The organism is Marinobacter sp. F3R11 (assembly GCF_003318275.1).
GTDB lineage: Bacteria > Pseudomonadota > Gammaproteobacteria > Pseudomonadales > Oleiphilaceae > Marinobacter.
The window spans coordinates 790,526-810,627 of the sequence record NZ_QOCH01000015.1; the positions used below are offsets into that span (position 1 = coordinate 790,526).

17 protein-coding genes and 1 tRNA gene are annotated in these 20,102 nt (G+C 54.1%); 1 reads left to right on the plus strand and 17 read right to left on the minus strand.

The window, feature by feature from the left end; translation table 11 throughout:
* Positions 1-45 precede the first annotated feature (45 nt).
* From rpsO to ftsH, 12 genes are all read right to left on the minus strand, one after another.
* Complete coding sequence (gene rpsO, locus DS878_RS12060) at positions 46-315, minus strand: 30S ribosomal protein S15 (protein ID WP_113816184.1); 270 nt, start codon at positions 313-315, stop codon at positions 46-48.
* Between the two features lie 77 nt (positions 316-392).
* Positions 393-1,322 (minus strand): tRNA pseudouridine(55) synthase TruB, encoded by a 930-nt coding sequence (gene truB / locus DS878_RS12065; protein WP_113816185.1) that lies wholly within the window; start codon positions 1,320-1,322, stop codon positions 393-395.
* Positions 1,319-1,741 carry a 30S ribosome-binding factor RbfA gene (gene rbfA, locus DS878_RS12070; RefSeq protein ID WP_113816186.1) on the minus strand — a complete coding sequence of 141 codons (423 nt, stop codon included), beginning with the start codon at positions 1,739-1,741 and terminating at the stop codon, positions 1,319-1,321. The genes truB and rbfA overlap by 4 nt, the downstream gene beginning before the upstream one ends.
* The gene (gene infB / locus DS878_RS12075; RefSeq protein ID WP_113816187.1) at positions 1,741-4,305 is read right to left on the minus strand and encodes a translation initiation factor IF-2; all 2,565 of its coding nucleotides are present in this window, start codon (positions 4,303-4,305) and stop codon (positions 1,741-1,743) included. Before infB ends, rbfA begins: the two co-directional genes overlap by 1 nt.
* A gap of 17 nt (positions 4,306-4,322) precedes the next feature.
* Entirely contained in the window at positions 4,323-5,816 is a 1,494-nt protein-coding gene (nusA, locus tag DS878_RS12080) for a transcription termination factor NusA (protein ID WP_113816188.1), read from the minus strand.
* A gap of 54 nt (positions 5,817-5,870) precedes the next feature.
* Positions 5,871-6,332, minus strand: coding sequence for a ribosome maturation factor RimP (gene rimP, locus DS878_RS12085; protein ID WP_113816189.1), 462 nt, complete (start codon positions 6,330-6,332; stop codon positions 5,871-5,873).
* 319 nt (positions 6,333-6,651) lie between these two features.
* A tRNA-Leu gene (locus DS878_RS12090) sits at positions 6,652-6,736 on the minus strand.
* Positions 6,737-6,743: 7 nt separating this feature from the next.
* On the minus strand, positions 6,744-7,121 hold the full coding sequence (gene secG, locus DS878_RS12095; RefSeq protein WP_113816190.1) for a preprotein translocase subunit SecG: 378 nt from the start codon (positions 7,119-7,121) through the stop codon (positions 6,744-6,746).
* Between the two features lie 24 nt (positions 7,122-7,145).
* Positions 7,146-7,904 carry a triose-phosphate isomerase gene (tpiA, locus tag DS878_RS12100; RefSeq protein WP_113816191.1) on the minus strand — a complete coding sequence of 253 codons (759 nt, stop codon included), beginning with the start codon at positions 7,902-7,904 and terminating at the stop codon, positions 7,146-7,148.
* 75 nt (positions 7,905-7,979) lie between these two features.
* The gene (gene glmM, locus DS878_RS12105) at positions 7,980-9,323 is read right to left on the minus strand and encodes a phosphoglucosamine mutase (protein WP_113816192.1); all 1,344 of its coding nucleotides are present in this window, start codon (positions 9,321-9,323) and stop codon (positions 7,980-7,982) included.
* Positions 9,323-10,153, minus strand: coding sequence for a dihydropteroate synthase (folP, locus tag DS878_RS12110; protein WP_113816193.1), 831 nt, complete (start codon positions 10,151-10,153; stop codon positions 9,323-9,325). The genes glmM and folP overlap by 1 nt, the downstream gene beginning before the upstream one ends.
* A gap of 115 nt (positions 10,154-10,268) precedes the next feature.
* Complete coding sequence (gene ftsH / locus DS878_RS12115; RefSeq protein WP_113816692.1) at positions 10,269-12,203, minus strand: ATP-dependent zinc metalloprotease FtsH; 1,935 nt, start codon at positions 12,201-12,203, stop codon at positions 10,269-10,271.
* A gap of 330 nt (positions 12,204-12,533) precedes the next feature.
* Between ftsH and yhbY the strand changes: the two genes are divergently transcribed.
* Complete coding sequence (yhbY, locus tag DS878_RS12120; RefSeq protein WP_113816194.1) at positions 12,534-12,845, plus strand: ribosome assembly RNA-binding protein YhbY; 312 nt, start codon at positions 12,534-12,536, stop codon at positions 12,843-12,845.
* Between the two features lie 86 nt (positions 12,846-12,931).
* On the opposite strand, the gene greA is transcribed toward yhbY, so the two are convergent.
* The 5 genes from greA to dnaJ all read right to left on the minus strand — a co-directional run bounded on the left by greA (position 12,932) and on the right by dnaJ (position 20,032).
* A complete protein-coding gene (greA, locus tag DS878_RS12125; RefSeq protein WP_113816195.1) occupies positions 12,932-13,411 on the minus strand; it encodes a transcription elongation factor GreA in 480 nt (159 codons plus the stop codon).
* A gap of 4 nt (positions 13,412-13,415) precedes the next feature.
* Positions 13,416-16,634, minus strand: coding sequence for a carbamoyl-phosphate synthase large subunit (gene carB / locus DS878_RS12130; protein ID WP_113816196.1), 3,219 nt, complete (start codon positions 16,632-16,634; stop codon positions 13,416-13,418).
* A 90-nt stretch (positions 16,635-16,724) separates the two neighbouring features.
* Entirely contained in the window at positions 16,725-17,855 is a 1,131-nt protein-coding gene (carA, locus tag DS878_RS12135) for a glutamine-hydrolyzing carbamoyl-phosphate synthase small subunit (RefSeq protein WP_113816197.1), read from the minus strand.
* 225 nt (positions 17,856-18,080) lie between these two features.
* On the minus strand, positions 18,081-18,881 hold the full coding sequence (gene dapB, locus DS878_RS12140) for a 4-hydroxy-tetrahydrodipicolinate reductase (protein WP_113816198.1): 801 nt from the start codon (positions 18,879-18,881) through the stop codon (positions 18,081-18,083).
* 23 nt (positions 18,882-18,904) lie between these two features.
* A complete protein-coding gene (gene dnaJ / locus DS878_RS12145) occupies positions 18,905-20,032 on the minus strand; it encodes a molecular chaperone DnaJ (protein WP_113816199.1) in 1,128 nt (375 codons plus the stop codon).
* Positions 20,033-20,102: the final 70 nt, after the last annotated feature.

Here is a 20,102-nt window from a genome sequence, read left to right on the forward strand (position 1 = left end):
CCGGGAAAATACCCGCGGCAGCCTTCAGGTCGTATAAGACCGGATTTAGCGACGCAGTCCCAGGCGCTTGATCAGCTCCAGGTAACGATCGGCATTTTTCCGACGGAGGTAGTCCAGCAGTTTACGACGCTGGTTTACCATCCGGATCAGACCACGGCGGGAGTGATGATCCTGCTTGTTGATCTTGAAATGATCCTGCAGCTTGTTGATGTTGGCGCTCAGCAGTGCAACCTGCACTTCTGGGGAGCCGGTGTCGCCATCAGCTTGCTGATAGTCTTTAACGATTTGTGCTTTTTCACTGGCAGAAAGTGCCATAACTCACCTCATGTTTGCGATGCTGTTAAATCCGGCCGAACCGCGCATCTCTACAGCCCGGCTATACAATGGCTTACCTAACGTTTGCCACTGTCACTTACCAGCCGGCGAGGCACCAATCTGGTTTCCTCGCCTTCCGGCATTGCTTCTGCGAGTCCTACAAAACCTTCGTTACCATAAATGCGTACGAAACCTTCATAAGCCAGGCCCGGTATTCTAACCGGTTGTCCGTTCAATATCGACACCAAAGGCTGGCCCGACAAGCGGTGCTCGGGGAACATCGAAAGAGCAGCATCAGGCGCAACCAAAAGGCCATCCAGACTTTCTCCACGATCACGCATAGCCTCAAGATCAGGCACCGCATGGACATCCGAGAGAGTAAACCCTGCTGCCAGGGTACGCCTCAGGGCGATGACATGAGCACCGCAACCGAGCGCCTCGCCGATGTCTTCGACGAGTGAGCGAATATACGTACCTTTGGTGCACTTCACTGCGATATCCAATTCGTTTTCACGAACATCCAGGAGCCGCAGTTCGTAAATGGTTACCGGGCGTGCCGGACGCTCTATCTCGATGCCTTCACGGGCATATTCGTATAGCGGGCGGCCGTTGTGCTTGAGCGCTGAGTACATGGAGGGAACTTGCTGGATATTACCGCGGAATTTCTCGAGCACAGGTTCGAGCACTTCTGGCGAGAGGCCTTCAGGGACAGGCCTTGTTGCAACAACAGAGCCTTCACTATCACCGGTTTCGGTACGTTCACCGAGACGAGCTGTCGCAATGTAGGCTTTATCGCTGTCCAGCATCATCTGCGAGAACTTTGTGGCCTCACCGAAACACAGGGGCAACACTCCCGTTGCCAGCGGATCAAGGGCACCTGTATGGCCTGCCTTCGCAGCTCCATACAGACGTTTTACCTCTTGCAAAATACCGTTAGAGGTAATGCCCAACGGCTTGTCGATGACAAGAATGCCATTAACCTCACGGCCCTTACGTCTGCGACTCAAGCGTTCGACTCCGGATCACTCTGGCTGTCATCTGCTGCCTTCACAGCCGGCTTGTCACCGACTGCTTCACGGATCAGATTGTCCATTCTGCGACTGTAACCCTGCAAGGCATCAAAGTGGAACCGCAGCTGGGGTATAACTCGCAGCTTCATGGCTCTTCCAACCTGACCACGAAGAAACCCTGCCGCCTTGTTCAGCACCGAAATTGAATCCTTCACTTCGGCAGACTCGGCAGTGAGCTCTTCAGTACTCAGCAAAGAGACATAGATATCAGCGTAGCCAAGATCACGACTGACCTTGACTGCATTGACTGTCACCATGCCCAGGCGCGGATCCTTGATCTCGCGCTGAATAAGCTGAGCAAGCTCACGCTGCATCTGATCGCCAATGCGATCAATACGACTGAACTCTCTAGGCATCAGGCCCCCGTAGATTCGAGTTTACGCTCGACTCTGACACGGTCGAAGACTTCGATCTGGTCACCGACCTTCACGTCATAGCCTTTAACACCGATACCACATTCCATACCGTTGCGGACTTCAGGAACGTCATCTTTGAAGCGACGCAGGGATTCCAGCTCGCCCTCGAAGATCACCACGTTATCGCGCAGTACGCGAATCGGTTTATTCCGGTATACGTTGCCTTCGACCACCATGCAGCCAGCAACCTGGCCAAACTTGGGCGAACGGAACACGTCACGGACGTCAGCGATGCCAACAATGTCTTCGCGGAATTCCGGTGCCAGCATGCCGGTCAAGGCTGCTTTCACATCGTCCAGAAGGTTGTAGATGATGCTGTAGTAACGCAGATCCAGGCCTTCCTGCTCCACAAGGCGCTTGGAGGCAGTATCTGCACGCACATTGAAACCGAAAATAACAGCACCGGTCGCCATGGCAAGGCTTACATCTGTCTCAGCAATACCACCAACGCCAGAGGAAACAATCTTCACCTGAACTTCGTCGTTACCAAGATCCATCAGCGACTTGGTAATCGCTTCCAGGGAGCCGCGAACGTCTGTTTTAAGAACAATGTTGAGGGTTTTCACCTCGTCCTTGCCCATATTCTCGAACAGGTTTTCCAGTTTGGCTGCCTGCTGGCGCTGCAAACGCTGCTCGCGCTCACGAATATGGCGGAACTCTGCCAGCTCTTTGGCCTTGCGCTCGTCGGCTACGGCAAAGAACTCATCGCCCGCATTTGGCGTACCATTCAGGCCAAGAACCTCGACAGGAATAGAGGGGCCAGCTTCTTTAACCTGCTTGCCAGCCTCATCCGTCATCGCACGAACCTTACCGAAGTAAGAGCCTGCAACAACCATATCTCCCTGGCGCAAGGTACCATTCTGAACAAGCACTGTGGCAACAGAACCACGGCCACGTTCAAGGCTGGATTCAACTACAACACCCTGCGCCGGAGCGTCAGGCGAAGCCTGCAATTCAAGTATCTCTGCCTGCAGCAATACAGCTTCCAGCAGGTTGTCGACGCCCTCACCTGTGTGAGCAGAGATAGGAACAAACTGAACATCGCCACCCCAATCTTCCGGAATAACCTCAATTGCTGCCAACTCGTTCTTCACACGGTCGGGGTCGGCCTGTTCTTTGTCCATTTTGGTAATAGCGACAACGATGGGAACACCGGCCGAGCGGGCATGTTCAACCGCTTCTTTGGTTTGTGGCATAACGCCATCGTCAGATGCTACGACCAGGATAACGATGTCTGTGCACTGGGCTCCACGAGCGCGCATCGCAGTGAAAGCTGCGTGGCCAGGTGTATCCAGGAACGAGATCATGCCGTGATCAGTTTCTACATGGTAAGCACCGATATGCTGGGTAATACCACCGGACTCCCCAGAGGCAACCTTGGTGCGGCGGATGTAGTCCAGCAGTGATGTCTTACCGTGGTCAACATGCCCCATGACACTCACAACAGGTGCGCGCTTGGCTTTTACCTTGCCCTCAACACTGAACTCGCTGAGTACGTCTTCTTCAAAGGCATCATCGCTGATGGGTTTGGCTTTGTGCCCCAGCTCTTCAACGACCAGAGTCGATGTTGCCTGGTCCAGCGCCTGGTTGATAGTTGCCATCACGCCCATGCCCATCAAGGTCTTGATGACATCACCGGATTTGACGGCCATCCGCTGGGCAAGATCGCCAACGGTAATAATTTCTGGAACTTCTACTTCTCTGACCATTGGTTTGGTCGGCCTCTCGAAGCCATGACGCTTCTCTTTGGGTTTCTTTTTCGCACGCAGCGGCTTACGCAAGGTGGTGTCTTCATCATCTTCAGAGATCACCAGCGGCTCATCTGCTGTACGACCGCGCGGGCCACGATGACCAGCCTGTTTCTTCTTGGGCTTGCCATCGTCGGTTTCTTCACCACGCTCACGAACTTTTTCTTTCTTCTTCTTCGGCTTGCGATCCTTACCGTCAGTTTCTGGCGGTGGGATAGGCATATCTTCCGGAGCAGGAACCGGCTCAGGTGCCTTTTCAGGCTCAGCCTCACCCGCAGGCGCTTTATCTTCGGCCTCAGCGACAGACTCTTCGGCTTTCGCCACTTCTGCCTCATTTGCTTCAGCAGCTGCCTGAGGCGCCTCCGCAGCTTCGGTAGCCACAACAGCAGGCTCAGCCTGAGGCTGCTCGACCGCCTGTGTTTCCTGCACTTCTTCCGGAGCTTCTACTTCCGCCTCTGGTGCCTGCTCTGTGCGTTTTACATAAGTGCGTCGCTTTCGCACTTCTACATTGACGGTCTTGGCTTTGCCAGCCTTGAGTGTCGTTGTGGTTTTACGCTTCAGAGTAATCTTGTTTGGCTCAGCGCCTGCTTCACCGTGGGTCTTTCTCAAATAGGCCAGCAACTGCTGCTTCTCATCACTGGATACAGCGTCGTTTTCTGAGCGGGCTTTCAGGCCAGCTTCCACGATCTGTTTCAGCAAACGATCCACGGGAGCGCCTACATCTTCGGCCAGTTGTTTTACCGTTACTTCAGCCATACTGGTCTCCTCCCGAATTAAGCCTGGTCTTCAAACCAGGGGGCGCGTGCGGTCATAATCAACTGTCCTGCACGCTCTTCATCCATACCTTCAATATCAAGCAAGTCATCAACTGACTGCTCCGCCAGATCTTCCATGGTACGCACACCCATTCCAGCGAGTTTAAACGCCAGGGTGCGATCCATTCCGTCCATATTCAGAAGATCTTCTGCCGGCTCAGAGCCATCGAGGGCTTCTTCACTGGCCAGGGCCTGATTCAGCAGGACATCCTTGGCCCGGCGACGCAGTTCAGTGACTGTGTCTTCGTCAAACCCTTCGATCGCCAACATTTCTTCCATGGGTACGTAGGCAACTTCCTCAATAGAGGTGAAGCCTTCGTCAATGAGCACTCCAGCGAACTCTTCGTCCACATCCAGGTGAGCAGTAAAGTGCTCAACCAGAGTTTTGTACTCCTGCTCCTGACGCTCACCAGCTTCTTCTTCGGTCATGACATTCAATGTCCAGCCCGTAAGCTCGGTTGCCAGGCGTACGTTCTGGCCGTTGCGTCCGATAGCCTGTGCCAGATTGTCTTCTGCTACAGCCACTTCCATGGTGTGACGATCTTCATCCATCACGATGGAGGCAACTTCTGCCGGGGCCATGGCATTGATAACCAGCTGTGCAGGATTATCATCCCACAGCACAATATCCACTCGCTCACCGCCCAGCTCATTGGAAACGGCCTGAACGCGGGAACCACGCATGCCGACACAGGCACCAACCGGATCAATACGACGATCATTGGTTTTCACAGCAATCTTTGCCCGTGAGCCACAATCCCGGGCTGCGCCGCGAATTTCAATAAGCTCTTCTGCAATTTCAGGCACTTCAATGCGGAACAGCTCAACCAGCATCTGCGGTGCAGACCGGCTAAGAATCAACTGCGGGCCACGGTGATCCGTGCGAATTTCGAGCAACAGCGAGCGAACCCGGTCGCCCATGCGAAATGTTTCACGCGGGATCAGATACTCTCTGGGCAGAAGTGCTTCTGCGTTCGCTCCAAGGTCAACAATAACGTTATCACGGGTAACCTTCTTTACAGTACCCGAAACCAGTTCTCCAACGCGGTCACGGTAGCTGTCGACGATTTTGCTGCGCTCAGCCTCACGAACCTTCTGGAAAATGATCTGCTTGGCTGCCTGAGCACCAATACGGCCGAAAGCGACAGACTCCGCCTTCTCTTCATAGATGTCGCCCGGCTTGAGCGCAGGATCAATTTCCTCCGCTTCCTGAAGCGTTAACTCGGTACCCAGCGCAGGAACGGCGTCGTTATCAACAACCAGCCAACGGCGGAAGGTTTCGTACTCTCCGGTGCGGCGGTCAATAGATACGCGAACGTCCGCATCTTCATCTTCGTAACGTTTTTTGGCAGCGGTAGCGAGTGCCAACTCGATCGCCTCGAAAATCACGTCCTTCTCGACACCTTTTTCGTTCGAGACGGCTTCAACTACCAGCAAGATCTCTTTACTCATTGGATTGCCCTGCCCTGAAAATAAACTGTGCATCTACTGAGTTGTTCAAATGGCTCACTCGAATACGGGAACGATATGGCCTTTCTCAATGCTGTCAAAAGGCAACAGATACTCATGATCATCCACGACCACGATGACATCATCGCCTTCCACACCTTTGATAAGCCCCTGAAACTTACGCCGGCCTTCAAACGCCATGCGCAAACGAATTTGTACTTGATGCCCTACAAACGCCTGATACTGCTCAGGCCGGAACAGGGGGCGATCCATACCAGGAGATGAAACCTCCAGTGTGTACTCGGTCTGAATAGGGTCTTCCACATCCATAACACCGCTGATCTGACGACTGACTTTTTCGCAGTCATCAATCCCGATACCCTTCTCGGCATCGTCAATAAACACCCGCAGCATGGATTGATAGCCCTTGGAGCGGAACTCAATGCCCCAGAACTCGTACCCCAACCCCTCGACCACAGGCCGAAGGATGTCTTCCAATTGCTTAAGCTTGCCTGACAAGTTAGGCGGTCTCCGTTATTAAATTTACCGGCCCCAAAAACAAAAAAAGGGCTGTTTATCAGCCCTTTTTACGCACCAGGGCCCGTTGCGCCAGGCCCCTTAATCAAAAAGCCCCGATAACTGGGGCCTTTTGTTGCAAGAACTCACAGGAAGCAAACCGGTATACCGCTTCCTGCTAACAGACACCCGGCCTGCCAGGAGCCCGACAACAAAAGATGTCTGACTCCAATATCCGCCGGAGTATAGAGACGCCGGACGAACTGGTCAAGGACTGAGCAAAAAAACGGCCTGGAAAATCCAGGCCGTTTTTCTTTTATATTGGTGCCCAAGGCCGGACTCGAACCGGCACGGCTTTCGCCACTACCCCCTCAAGATAGCGTGTCTACCAGTTCCACCACTTGGGCAACACTCTTACTCAAGCTCGGGGAGGTCAGACTCCCCGCTCCCGGTTTCGCTATTGCCAGCTTCACCCATATCTGCAGCATCCTGAACAGGAGCCTGCCGGGATTCCTCTACAACCGGAATACCTGCCTCACCTGCTACTTCGGCGCGCTGCTTGGCGAATACTGCCAGCGAAAAACTTGTCACAAAAAACACGATTGCGAGCATGGTTGTCATGCGGGTCAGAAAGCTACCGCTACCCTGACTACCAAATACAGTCTGGGACGCGCCGCCACCGAAGGCCGCACCTGCATCCGCACCCTTGCCCTGCTGGATCAGCACCAGACCCACCAGCGCCACCGCGATCACCACGTGCACAACGACTACCAGTGTTTCGATCCAATCCATATCGACTCTCGCGAACCTTTAACTTTAGGCATCCGCCGGAAAAGACCGGCAGATACACATAAATTCTTGTGCGACCAATGATGCGCCGCCAATCAAACCGCCATCTATATCAGGCTCTGAAAAAAGCGCCGCCGCATTATCCGCTTTTACACTGCCGCCGTAAAGCAGTGAAATATCTTCCGATGGAGCGCCCATATCTTTCAGCACTCCCCGAATGGCTGCATGCATAGCCTGGGCATCATCGGACGTGGCCGTCTTACCGGTACCAATTGCCCAGACAGGCTCATAGGCTACCACGACATTCTGCCACTTTTCTGCCGGCACCGAAGCCAGACCTGCGCGTACCTGAGCAGCAACCACTGATTCAGCCTGCCCCGCTTCCCTCTCTTCCAGAGTCTCACCGACACATACTATGGCAGTCAAACCACTGAAAACAACAAGCGATACTTTTTCAGCAACCAGCTTGTCCGTTTCACCGAAAAGCTGCCTGCGCTCGGAGTGACCAACAAGCGCGTAATCGCAACCTGCATCTTTGGCCATACCGGCGGAAATTTCCCCGGTATAAGCTCCCGACTGCCATTGCCCCACGCTCTGAACACCGACAGACAAGACATTCTGAGCCTGCCTTAATACATCCCCGATATAAATTGCGGGAGGAATAATAACAACCTCCACGCCGTTATCAAGAGTTCCGGCCTCAGACCGGATTGAGCCAACCAGTTTTTCCGAGAGGTCTTTCGACCCATTCATCTTCCAGTTTCCGGCTACAATCTTGCGACGCATATCAGTTCCCGAACGTTAGGGAGGCCGCACTATACAGCACTCCCTCAAAACAGACAACCGCCTGAAACCAACAAATCAGGGCGTTGATTTTTCCACAACCTGAGCAAGCTCCTCAGCAACACGACGTATACCATCAGCGCTCTGGCCTTCGGCCATTACGCGAATCAACGGCTCTGTCCCCGAGGCTCGCAACAGGACCCTTCCTGAACTACCAAGCTCCGATTCAGCCCGCCGTACAGCTGCAAGGATATCGGCCCGGCTCAATGGATCAAAACGCCTGGCAACCCGCACATTAATCATCGTCTGCGGCAGTTTGCTCATCCCCTGTCGCAGCTCAGCAAGAGTTTTACCAGATTTTCCGATCGATAACAGCACCTGAAGAGCAGAGACAATTCCGTCGCCAGTACTGGTGCAATCGCGGATAACCATGTGCCCGGAGCCTTCGCCGCCGAGCACCCAGTTATTGGCCAGCAAACGTTCAGTAACGTAGCGGTCGCCAACATTGGCCCGCTCGAACAGGATACCCATTTCTCTCAGGGCCAGCTCAACACCCAGATTAGTCATCAGAGTGCCCACCACACCGCCTTTAAGGCGGTCTTCAGCAAACCTCTGGGAAGCAATTATATAGAGCAGTTCATCACCGTCGACCTCGGAACCGTCGCTATCAACCATCAGCACACGGTCACCATCGCCATCAAAGGCTATACCCAGATCGGCACCTTTCTCCAGCACTGCCTGCTTCAGCGCGCCAAGGTGTGTCGAGCCAACATTGAGATTTATATTGAGTCCATCGGGGTCTGCACCAATAACAGATACCCTGGCACCAAGTTCACGGAATACTTTCGGTGCAACGTGATAAGTCGCGCCATGGGCACAGTCCAGGACAATATTCATATCGTCCAGAGTGAATTCATTGGGCACTGTGCTTTTGCAGAACTCCACGTAGCGCCCGGGAGCGTCCTCTACCCGAGAGGCCTTACCCAACTCACCTGGTCCGCAAACCTCAACGGGCTTATCCAGCCAGCGCTCTATTTCTGCTTCCAGCGAATCGTTGAGCTTGGTACCGTCAGCGGAAAAGAATTTTATGCCGTTGTCGTGATGCGGGTTATGGGAAGCACTGATAACGATACCGGCAGATGCTCGAAAGGTGCGGGTAAGATAGGCAATAGCGGGCGTCGGCATCGGGCCGAGGAGCTTTACATCTACGCCAGCGGCCGACAACCCCGCCTCCAGGGCAGACTCAAACATATAACCCGACAACCGGGTATCCTTGCCAATCAACACACTGTTCCGCTGGCCATCTTTCTTGAAGGCCTGCCCTGCAGCCCATCCCAGATGCAACATGAATTCCGGAGTAATCGGGTGCTCACCTACCCTGCCGCGTATACCATCTGTTCCAAAATATTTTCTTCCGGCCATCAAACTACCTCCTTTACAGCCATCGAAACTCTGACGGCGTCTACGGTTTCCCTGACATCGTGCACACGAACAATACTCGCACCTTTCATGGCCGATATGGTCGCGGCCGCAATACTCGCCGGCAACCTCTCATCAACTTCCCGGCCGGTTATCTGGCCGAGCATGGATTTTCTCGACATACCTACCAGCAGGGGATGGCCAAGAACGTGCAACTGCTCCAATGACGCCAAAAGCCGCAGATTATGATCAAGATTTTTCCCAAACCCGAAACCCGGGTCCAGAATTATGCTCTTTGGGCTGACACCCGCTTTCTCAGCGGCACGAATCCGCAAGGTCAGAAACTCACCCACCTCACGCAATACGTTCTCGTATACCGGCCGATTCTGCATGGTATCCGGCTCACCCTTGATGTGCATCAGGCACACAGGGACACCAGCATTTGCAGCAGCTGAAGCTGCGCCGTCTCGCTGAAGAGCCCGCACGTCGTTAATCAGCCCCGCACCAAGGCCGACCGCCTGAGACATCACCTCGGGCGTGCTGGTATCTACAGAGACAATCACGTCCAACTCCCGGGAGATAGCCTCTACCACCGGGCAAACCCTGTCCAGCTCCTCCTGAACCGACACCCTGGCCGCCCCGGGCCGGGTAGACTCTCCGCCCACATCAACAAACGCTGCGCCGTCGCGGGCCATCTGGCGCGCTTTCAGAAGCGCAGCATCCAGGCGGTTGAACCGGCCCCCGTCAGAGAACGAATCGGGCGTCACATTGAGAACACCCATTACATGACAGCGAGACATATCCAGCACTCGCCCGGCAAAATTCATTTCCATAAAAGATCTTCCTGGGCAGACACGCAGAAATCCGGGAAACCGCGCCTGGCAAAAACAAACGCCGCCCATAAACAGGGCGGCGCAAGTCACTTCAGATCAGCAAAAACCCTACGCCTCAGTGCTCTCCCGCAGGACGGCCAACATCGGGCTGATGGTTGTCGCCAGAAGGCGTGGTACCGGACGCCCGCTCCGGAGCGTCTGTCTTCGCTCCCCCGGCAGAATCCCTGTCATCCCAACCTTTCGGAGGACGCGGTACCCGACCTTCCATAATATCATCAATCTGGTGACGATCGATGGTTTCATACTTCATCAGCGCCTGCGTCATGATCTCCAGCTTATCCCGGTTATCGACCAGAATCTGCTTGGCCTTCTCATAACAGGTATCGATGATATTACGAACCTCTTCATCAATACGCTGCGCCGTTTCGGGCGAATAAACAGTGTGGGCCTGACCAGCGGAGCGGCCGAGGAAAGGCTCTTCACTATCGGTATCGTACTGCAGCGGCCCGAGCTTCTCGGACAATCCCCAACGGGTGACCATGTTACGGGCCAGGCTGGTGGCGCGTTCAATATCATTCGAGGCGCCGGTAGTAACGCCATCAAAACCAAGGGTCAGCTCCTCGGCGATACGACCGCCGAACAGACTGCAGATAGAACTGATAAGGAAGCGTTTGCTATGGCTGTACCTGTCTTCTTCGGGCAGGAACATTGTCACACCCAAAGCCCGGCCGCGGGGAATAATGCTCACTTTGTAGACCGGATCATGCTCTGGCATCAGCCGGCCAACAATCGCGTGGCCAGACTCGTGGTAAGCCGTATTGAGCTTTTCCTTCTCACTCATCACCATGGACTTGCGCTCAGCGCCCATCATGATTTTATCTTTCGCCAGCTCAAACTCTTCCATTGAAACCAGACGCATATTGCGACGCGCGGCAAAAAGAGCTGCTTCGTTAACCAGGTTGGCGAGATCAGCACCCGAGAAGCCTGGCGTGCCACGGGCAATCAGCGCAGGTTCAACGTTCTCATCCAGGGGCACCTTCTTCATGTGCACCTTGAGGATCTGCTCACGACCGATAATATCAGGCAGGCCAACAACGACCTGACGGTCAAAACGTCCCGGACGCAGCAGCGCCGGATCAAGAACATCCGGACGGTTCGTGGCAGCGATGACAATCACACCTTCATTGCCTTCAAAGCCGTCCATTTCAACCAGCAGCTGGTTCAGGGTCTGCTCACGTTCATCATGACCACCGCCCATACCAGCGCCACGATGACGACCAACCGCATCGATTTCATCAATGAAAATAATGCAGGGGCTTTGCTTCTTGGCTTGTTCGAACATGTCCCGCACGCGGGATGCACCAACACCTACAAACATTTCCACGAAGTCAGAACCGGAAATCGAGAAGAACGGAACCTTGGCCTCACCGGCAATAGCCTTGGCCAGCAGGGTTTTACCAGTACCCGGCTGCCCCACCATCAGGACGCCCTTGGGAATACTGCCACCAAGGCGCTGAAACTTGCTGGGATCCCGCAGGAAGTCCACCAGCTCCTTGACGTCTTCTTTGGCTTCATCGACACCAGCCACATCGGCAAAGGTGGTTTTGATCTGATCTTCGCTCATCAGGCGCGCTTTACTCTTGCCGAACGACATGGGGCCTTTGCCACCACCACCGCCCTGCATCTGGCGCATGAAGAACACAAACAGGGCAATAATAATCAGTATAGGGAATGCTGCCACCAGCAACTGAGTCCACAGACTCTGGCGCTCGGGCTCCTTACCGATCACTTCTACCTTGTTCGCGAGAAGGTCATCCATCAGTTTGTTGTCCGCCACCTGAGGACGGATTGTCTGAAACTGGGAACCATCGCCCCGGGTACCCTGAATTTCCAGACCATCAATAGTGACTTTGTTGACCTGGCCCTGCTGCACCATTTCAACGAATTGGGAATAATTGACTTGCTGCCCGCTGGTAGTGGGAGAGAAATTCTGAAACACCATCAGCAGTACGGCGGCTATTATCAGCCAGAGAACCAGATTTTTTGCCATATCGTTCAAGGATCATCACCTGTGAATTGAAGAGCGTGTCTGCGAAGAAGCGACTCTTTACCGACACCTTACACCAAATGTACGTCTATCCACCAGAAACGGCCTACCCGTAACGGCCACAGAAAAACGCAGCGGCGGATCAATCTTAAGACGCTTCTGAACGCCGGAATAATCCCCATGTTCTTTATATGTGGGCACCATCTCGGAAATTACAACGTCTGCAAGGTGATCTGTATGCAAGGTTGTCTGCTACAATCCGGCAATTATACGACGTTGCCAGCGAATATACCGCTGACCTTTTGTTAATAGCACCGATAAAGAGATTACATCATGAGCCTTTCACCGGAACAGCGCCGGGAATACCGGGCCATTGCCCACAACCTGAAGCCCGTCATTATTGTGGGCGACAAAGGCCTGACCGAAAATCTCCAGGAAGAGCTGGAGCGCGCCCTGAACGACCACGAACTTATCAAAATCAAAGTGGCGAGCCAGGATCGCGAAACCCGCCAGGAAGCAATAAATGCCCTTTGCGAATCCAGTGGCGCCGAAATCGTACAGACCATCGGCAAGATTGCGGTGATTATGCGCAGGGCCAAGAAGCCTAACCCGAAATTATCCAACCTGTTACGCCATAAACACTGACAGGCCCGGACATAAAAAAACCGACTGTGCAAAACACAGTCGGTTTTTTTGTTTCATTTACCCTGGAAGTGGCAACCCAGTGCAAATCAGATGTATTCCACCTGTTCGATCTCGTACTCCACTGTACCCGAAGGCACGCGAATAGCGACGACATCACCCTCATTCTTGCCAACCAGGGCTCGAGCGATAGGCGACGAGATGGAGAGTTTGCCTTCCTTGATGTCGGCTTCGTCTTCACCCACGATCTGATAAATCACCTGCTCATCTGTATCCATGTTCATCAGGTGAACAGTCGTTCCGAAGATAACACGACCGGTATTTTCCATTGTGGTGACATCAATCACCTGAGCCGCAGAAAGCTTACCTTCAATTTCCTGAATGCGACCCTCAATAAAGCTCTGCTGCTCCCGGGCCGCGTGATACTCCGCATTTTCTTTGAGGTCACCATGCTCCCGCGCATCTGAAATAGCAGCGATTACCCGGGGGCGATCCTCGGATTTAAGCTTTTGAAGCTCCGTACGGAGGCGGGACTCGCCCGCTTTTGTCATAGGTACTCTTTCGCTCATAACGTTACTTTCCTGCGTGAAGATCTTGCAGGCGGCGTACTGTACGCTCCGGGCCAAACTTAATAGCCCTACAGAAGGCTTCGCCGCCCGCCAGTGTTGTTGTGTAGGCTACCTTGGTCTGCAGAGCCGACTGGCGAATCTGCGCCGAATCAGACACTGCCTTGCGGCCTTCAGTTGTATTGATAATCAGCTGAACCTGTCCATTCTTGATAGCATCCACGATGTGTGGCCGGCCCTCGCCCACCTTGTTCACACGCTCCACATCAATACCCGCGTCACGGAGGGCTTTCGCAGTACCTGTAGTAGCAACGAGCCGGAAACCTGCGTCAACCAGATCCCTGGCAACCTGAACGGCTCCGGTTTTGTCTACATCACGAACCGACATAAACACAATACCACCGGAAGGCAGGCGCTCTCCAATAGCCAGTGAAGCCTTGGCAAAAGCCTCATCGAAGCTGTCACCAAGGCCCATGACCTCACCCGTGGACTTCATTTCCGGGCCGAGGATCGGATCAACCAGCGGAAATTTGTTGAACGGGAATACAGATTCTTTTACCGCGTAGTAGCCGGGCACCACTTCTTTGGTAAAGCCCTGCTCAGCAAGAGACGTCCCCGCCATGACCCGTGCAGCCACCTTGGCCAGAGAAACTCCGATAGCCTTGGACACAAAGGGCACTGTTCGCGAGGCCCGCGGGTTAACCTCAATTACGTAAATTTCATTATCCTGCCAGGCCAGCTGCACATTCATCAGCCCCACAACCTCCAGCTCGATGGCCATTTTCTTTACGGCCTCTCGCATGGCGTCCTGAACCTCGGACGGGAGAGTATATGGTGGCAGCGAGCATGCAGAGTCACCGGAATGAATACCTGCTTGCTCAATGTGCTGCATGATGCCGCCGATAACCACATCTTTACCATCACAGATGGCATCAATATCCACCTCGATGGCAGCATTCAGGAAGTGGTCGAGCAGTACCGGGCTATCATTGGAAACCAGCACAGCGCTACGCATGTAGCGGACCAGCTCTTCTTCTCCGAAAACAATTTCCATAGCCCTGCCGCCCAAAACATACGACGGGCGCACAACAAGAGGATAACCAATCTCGCGGGCCGCCAGAACACCCTCTTCATGGCTGCGTACAGTGGCATTTTCCGGCTGTTTGAGCCCCAGACGAGTAATCATCTGCTGGAACCGTTCACGATCTTCCGCACGGTCGATCGCATCCGGGCTGGTACCAATAATTGGTACGCCAGCCGCTTCGAGACCCCGGGCCAGTTTCAACGGTGTCTGACCGCCGTACTGAACAATCACCCCTTTGGGCTTCTCGACATTGATAATTTCCAGCACATCTTCAAGCGTGATCGGCTCAAAGTACAACCTGTCAGAGGTATCGTAGTCGGTCGATACTGTCTCCGGGTTGCAATTGATCATGATGGTTTCATAACCATCTTCACGCATGGCGAGTGCTGCGTGCACGCAACAGTAATCAAACTCGATACCCTGGCCTATTCTGTTGGGGCCGCCGCCAATTACCACAATCTTCTCACGATCGGTCGCATCCGCCTCACACTCCTCCTCATAGGTGGAGTACATATAGGCAGTATCGGAAGCAAACTCCGCAGCACAGGTATCTACCCGCTTGTAAACAGGGCGGATATCTAGATCGTGCCGCACCTGTCGCAGGCTCGCTTCGGCAACACCCAGAAGCTTGGCCAGGCGGGCATCGGAGAAGCCCTTGCGCTTCAGACGGAACAAGGTGGCATGATCAAGGCCGGCCATGCCGGCGGTTTTCAGCGCCTGCTCTTCCTTAATAAGATCTTCTATTTGCACCAGGTACCAAGGATCTACCCGGGTGTACTCGAATACATCATCAAGACTCAGCCCGGCGCGGAAAGCGTCACCGATGTACCAGATACGATCTGCTCCGGGAACACTGAGCTCACGGGTGAGCGTTTCCCGGGAACTTTCAGAGGAAAATTCTTCAAGCTTCTCGTCAAAACCGTCAGACCCGACTTCCAGACCCCGAAGGGCCTTCTGGAGCGATTCCTGGAAGGTGCGGCCAATGGCCATGACTTCACCCACAGATTTCATCTGAGTCGTCAGACGGGCATCAGCCTGAGGAAATTTCTCGAAGGTGAACCTGGGAATCTTGGTGACAACATAATCGATACTCGGCTCGAAAGACGCCGGTGTTACACCGCCGGTTATTTCGTTTCGCAGCTCATCAAGGGTGTAGCCCACAGCCAGTTTGGCGGCCACCTTGGCGATCGGGAAACCGGTAGCCTTGGAGGCCAGAGCTGATGAACGCGAAACCCGGGGGTTCATTTCGATAACAACCATCCGCCCGGTATCGGGATTGATACCAAACTGCACGTTGGAACCGCCGGTTTCCACGCCAATCTCACGCAGCACCGCCAGAGAGGCGTCGCGCATGATCTGGTATTCCTTATCGGTCAGAGTCTGCGCCGGAGCGACGGTGATAGAGTCCCCGGTATGCACGCCCATGGCATCGAAATTTTCAATAGCACAGACAATGATGCAATTATCCGCCTTGTCGCGGACCACCTCCATCTCATACTCTTTCCAGCCGATCAGAGATTCGTCAATGAGCAGCTCGTTGGTTGGCGAGAGATCAAGACCGCGCGTACAAATTTCTTCAAATTCATCGCGGTTATAGGCAATACCACCACCGGACCCGCCCATGGTGAATGACGGACGGATAATGCACGGGAAACCAATATCATCAGCGACTTCCCAGGCTTCAGCCATGGAATGGGCAATCGATGCGCGAGGGCACTCAAGGCCAATAGCCTTCATTGCAGCGTCAAAGCGGCTTCTGTCTTCGGCCTTATCAATAGTATCTGCATTGGCACCAATCATTTCTACGCCGTGCTCCGCCAGCACACCGTGTTTTTCAAGATCAAGTGCGCAGTTAAGGGCAGTCTGACCACCCATGGTGGGCAGCAGTGCATCCGGCTTTTCTTTTTCAATGATCTTGGCAACTGTCTGCCAGGTAATCGGCTCGATGTAAGTGGCATCCGCCATCACCGGGTCGGTCATAATTGTGGCCGGATTCGAGTTAACGAGGATTACCCGATAACCTTCTTCACGCAGGGCTTTACAGGCCTGAGCGCCGGAGTAGTCAAATTCGCACGCCTGCCCTATCACAATCGGGCCTGCGCCCAGAATCAGGATGCTTTTAATGTCGGTCCGTTTTGGCATGTCTTGGTAAACCTGTCAGCAACGTTTAAATTCTTGCAGCGCAAAAATGCGGCGCGTGTCCGGGAAGCCGTTTCTGTCCGTATGCAGGCATTACGCCCTGGCGGCTTCCATCAAACGGATAAACTCATCAAACAAGTGAGCCACATCACCCGGCCCCGGGCTCGCTTCAGGGTGTCCCTGAAAGCTGAACGCCGGCTTGTCGGTACGGCGAATACCCTGCAAAGTGCCATCGAACAGCGATTTGTGGGTAACCTCCAGCACCGCGGGCAAGGATGCCTCATCCACAGCAAAACCGTGGTTCTGGCTGGTAATCATGACCGTACCCTTATCAAGCCGCTGAACCGGGTGGTTGGCGCCATGATGACCGTGGCCCATCTTCATACTTTTCGCCCCGCTGGCCAGAGCAAGCAACTGATGCCCCAGACAGATACCAAACACGGGAACCTCGGTTTCAAGCACTTCCTGGATCGCCTTGATTGCATAGTCGCAGGGCTCAGGATCGCCGGGGCCGTTGGACAGGAATATGCCATCAGGATTCATTGCCAGAACCTCTGAAGCCGGCGTTTGCGCGGGCACTACAGTAATATCGCAACCACGGGATGCGAGCATGCGCAGGATGTTGAACTTGACGCCGTAATCCCAGGCCACAACCCTGAACTTCGTTTCGCCACCCTCAGCGTAGCCTGAGCCGAGCGACCACTCACCCTGGGTCCACTTATAGGTTTTGTCACAGGTAACCTCTTTTGCGAGGTCCATGCCCTTAAGGCCGGGGAACGCCTTGGCCAGCTCCAGCGCGCGCTCAGCAGAGGCATTGGCGCCGGCCACAATAGCGCCGTTCTGCGAGCCTTTGTCACGAAGGATGCGCGTAAGGCGCCGTGTATCAATATCGGCAATTCCAATCACATTACTGCTTCGCAGATAGTCGTCCAGCGACCCGCCACTACGCCAGTTACTGGCCACCAGAGGGAGATCACGAATAATCAGACCGGCCGCCTGTATGCGATCCGATTCCACATCTTCGTCATTCACACCGGTATTGCCGATGTGTGGGTATGTCAGGGTAACGAGCTGGCGAGCGTATGACGGATCGGTCAGTATTTCCTGATAGCCGGTCATGGCGGTGTTGAACACCACTTCACCACTGGTTTCGCCGTCAGCGCCAATAGCAGTGCCGTAAAACAGGCTTCCGTCTGCGAGTGCAAGGATTGCGGGTGTTCTCAAGGCTTGTATCCTCATCGAGTGGCGTATCGGTTCGTCACGAACAGGAACGCAAGCGCAAATTCAGGTCGCAAAAAAGCGAGAGGGAGTAAAAACTCCGTCCCGCTTTTTGTTATCCGGGAACGGTTTTTGTCCCCGAGCTTTTAAAAGCCTACGCTTGGTGCAGTTAAACCGCCTTATTATAGGAAATATGCGGTTTTATGTCCATGTAAAATCGCCATGCAAGCACTATTTTAGTGCCAGGACATCCTGCATATCATACAAGCCGGCAGGTTTATCTTTCAGCCAAAGCGCCGCACGCATTGCGCCCTTGGCGAATGTCATGCGACTGCTGGCCTTATGGGTAATTTCAATGCGCTCGCCCTCTGTGGCGAAGAGTACAGTATGATCACCCACTACATCGCCGGCACGGATGGTTTCAAATCCGATTTCCTTGCGGGTACGCTCCCCGGCAAAACCCTCACGACCATAGACAGCGCACTCTTTAAGATCACGACCAAGCGCATCAGCAACAACTTCACCCATACGCAAAGCCGTGCCTGAGGGAGCATCTTTTTTGTGGCGATGATGAGCTTCGATGATTTCTACATCGTAGTCATCACCCAGAGTTGCCGCTGCAGTACGCAAGAGATTGAGCACAACATTTACCCCCACGCTCATATTGGGAGCAAATACCACCTGGGTAGACTCTGCCGCCAGAGCCAACTGCTCCTTCTCGGCATCGGACATACCCGTGGTGCCGACGACGAGCATTTTGCCGTGAGTCTTGCAAAACTCTGCATTTTCCAGAGTCAGATCAGGAAAGGTGAAATCGATAAGCACATCGAAGTCATCCTTTACATCAGCCAGGGCACCCGCCATCTTTACACCGGTTTTCCCGATGCTGCTCATTTCGCCTGCATCGGCCCCTATGAGACTACTGCCCGGCTGGACAATTGCAGCACCGAGCGTAAGCCCCTCAGTACCATCAACCGCCTCAATCAGCACCTTCCCCATGCGCCCGGCGGCGCCGATGATTGCTACCCTCATGGTCATTTCCTATATGAAGCTGTTCAGAATTTCATTTCGTCAAAAAAGCTCTTAACACCCTCAAACCAAGAGGTCTTCTTCGGAGCGTGATTCGTACCACCGCTGCCATCAAGCGTAGCCTGAAACTCATTGAGCAACTCTTTCTGCCGCTTGGTCAGCTTGACCGGAGTTTCTACTATCACGCGACAGAGCAGATCACCGGAAGGGCCCCCACGAACCGGGCTTACACCCTTGTTACGCAACCGGAAGAGTTTTCCGGTTTGGGTTTCGGGAGGAATCCGGAGCTTCACGCGTCCATCCAGCGTAGGCACTTCCAACTCGCCCCCCAGTGCCGCATCCACAATACTGATTGGCACCTCGCAATAGAGATTGCGGCCATCACGAGTGAATATCGAATGCTCCCGTACCGACATCTGCACATACAGATCGCCTGAAGGACCACCATCTGTACCCATTTCACCTTCACCGGAGAGCCGGATACGGTCACCGGTGTCAACACCCGGCGGCACCTTCACGGAGAGTGTTTTCTCCTCCTGCACCCTGCCCTGCCCATGACAGGCCTTGCATGGATTTTTGATTATCTGGCCAGAGCCCCGACATGTAGGACAGGCCTGCTGAACAGTAAAGAAGCCCTGCTGCATCCGCACCTGCCCCATACCCTTACAGGTACCGCAGGTCTCAGGGCGGGACCCTTTCTCAGCCCCGCTGCCACCACATTCATCACACTCCCTGTGTCCGGGAATGGTGATTTTGACCGTCTTGCCTTTTACAGCCTCTTCAAGATCCAGTTCCAGGGTATACCGCAGATCCGAGCCGCGAGTACTACGGCTGCGACCTCCGCCGCCGCCACCAAATATATCGCCGAACACATCGCCGAAGATGTCGGAGAAGTTACCACCGCCCCCGAAGCCACCACCGGCCTGGCCATCTACACCCGCATGGCCAAATTGATCGTAGGCCGCCCGCTTGGATTGGTCAGCCAATATTTCATAGGCTTCGCTGGCTTCTTTGAACTTGTTCTCGGCGTCTTTGTCTTCCGGGTTCCGGTCAGGATGGAACTTCATCGCGAGCTTTCGATACGCCCGCTTGATTTCTTTCTCATCCGCACTCCGAGAGATTCCGAGAATGTCGTAATAGTCACGCTTGGCCATGCTTTAAAACCCTGTTTTTTAAACGAGGAAAACGCGGAGCAACTCCGCGTTTTCCAACTACCCAGATGTA

Bases quoted from the DNA above. Each gene is read 5' to 3' on its own strand.
- carB (WP_113816196.1), bottom strand. From the start codon at position 16,634: ATGCCAAAACGGACCGACATTAAAAGCATCCTGATTCTGGGCGCAGGC.
- rpsO (WP_113816184.1), bottom strand. From the start codon at position 315: ATGGCACTTTCTGCCAGTGAAAAAGCACAAATCGTTAAAGACTATCAG.
- greA (WP_113816195.1), bottom strand. From the start codon at position 13,411: ATGAGCGAAAGAGTACCTATGACAAAAGCGGGCGAGTCCCGCCTCCGT.
- dapB (WP_113816198.1), bottom strand. From the start codon at position 18,881: ATGAGGGTAGCAATCATCGGCGCCGCCGGGCGCATGGGGAAGGTGCTG.
- glmM (WP_113816192.1), bottom strand. From the start codon at position 9,323: ATGGCCGGAAGAAAATATTTTGGAACAGATGGTATACGCGGCAGGGTA.
- rbfA (WP_113816186.1), bottom strand. From the start codon at position 1,741: ATGCCTAGAGAGTTCAGTCGTATTGATCGCATTGGCGATCAGATGCAG.
- folP (WP_113816193.1), bottom strand. From the start codon at position 10,153: ATGGAAATGAATTTTGCCGGGCGAGTGCTGGATATGTCTCGCTGTCAT.
- tpiA (WP_113816191.1), bottom strand. From the start codon at position 7,904: ATGCGTCGCAAGATTGTAGCCGGAAACTGGAAGATGAATGGGTCGAAA.
- ftsH (WP_113816692.1), bottom strand. From the start codon at position 12,203: ATGGCAAAAAATCTGGTTCTCTGGCTGATAATAGCCGCCGTACTGCTG.
- yhbY (WP_113816194.1), top strand. From the start codon at position 12,534: ATGAGCCTTTCACCGGAACAGCGCCGGGAATACCGGGCCATTGCCCAC.
- nusA (WP_113816188.1), bottom strand. From the start codon at position 5,816: ATGAGTAAAGAGATCTTGCTGGTAGTTGAAGCCGTCTCGAACGAAAAA.
- dnaJ (WP_113816199.1), bottom strand. From the start codon at position 20,032: ATGGCCAAGCGTGACTATTACGACATTCTCGGAATCTCTCGGAGTGCG.
- infB (WP_113816187.1), bottom strand. From the start codon at position 4,305: ATGGCTGAAGTAACGGTAAAACAACTGGCCGAAGATGTAGGCGCTCCC.
- secG (WP_113816190.1), bottom strand. From the start codon at position 7,121: ATGGATTGGATCGAAACACTGGTAGTCGTTGTGCACGTGGTGATCGCG.